Origin of the sequence: Massilia sp. CCM 8734 (genome assembly GCF_011682155.1) — a bacterium.
Taxonomy (GTDB): Bacteria; Pseudomonadota; Gammaproteobacteria; order Burkholderiales; family Burkholderiaceae_D; genus Telluria_A; species Telluria_A rubra.
This window is the reverse complement of the sequence record NZ_WHJI01000217.1, coordinates 1-369: the sequence shown is the minus strand read 5'-3', so window position 1 is coordinate 369 and position 369 is coordinate 1. Positions and strand designations below refer to the sequence as shown.

Sequence of the window (369 nt, the reverse complement as noted above, 5' to 3'; positions counted from 1 at the left end):
TGCTGGTGCTCGGCACCCTGGCCGTGCTGACCGGGGCCGCGTGCGCCTTCCTGATCACGCGCTCGATCACCGTGCCGCTGAAGGCTGCCGTGGCGGTGGCCGGCACGGTCGCCAGCGGCGACCTGACCACACAATTTGGCGCCGCCTCGCGCGACGAAATCGGTGACCTGATGCGCGCCCTGCACGCCATGAACGATTCGCTCACGCGGGTGGTGTCGGAAGTGCAGAGCGGGACCAACGCAATCGCCATCGGCTCGACCGAAATCGCCGCCGGCAACCTGGACCTGTCGGCGCGCACCGAACAGCAAGCCAGTTCGCTCGAAGAAACCGCCGCCTCGATGGAAGAACTGACGTCCACCGTGCGCCAGA

The 369-nt window shown here is 67.8% G+C and carries 1 protein-coding gene; it reads left to right on the top strand.

The annotated features are described in order from the left end of the window. The coding region (locus tag F2P46_RS36325; protein ID WP_166899350.1) for a HAMP domain-containing protein at nt 1-369 on the top strand (369 nt) is incomplete at both ends.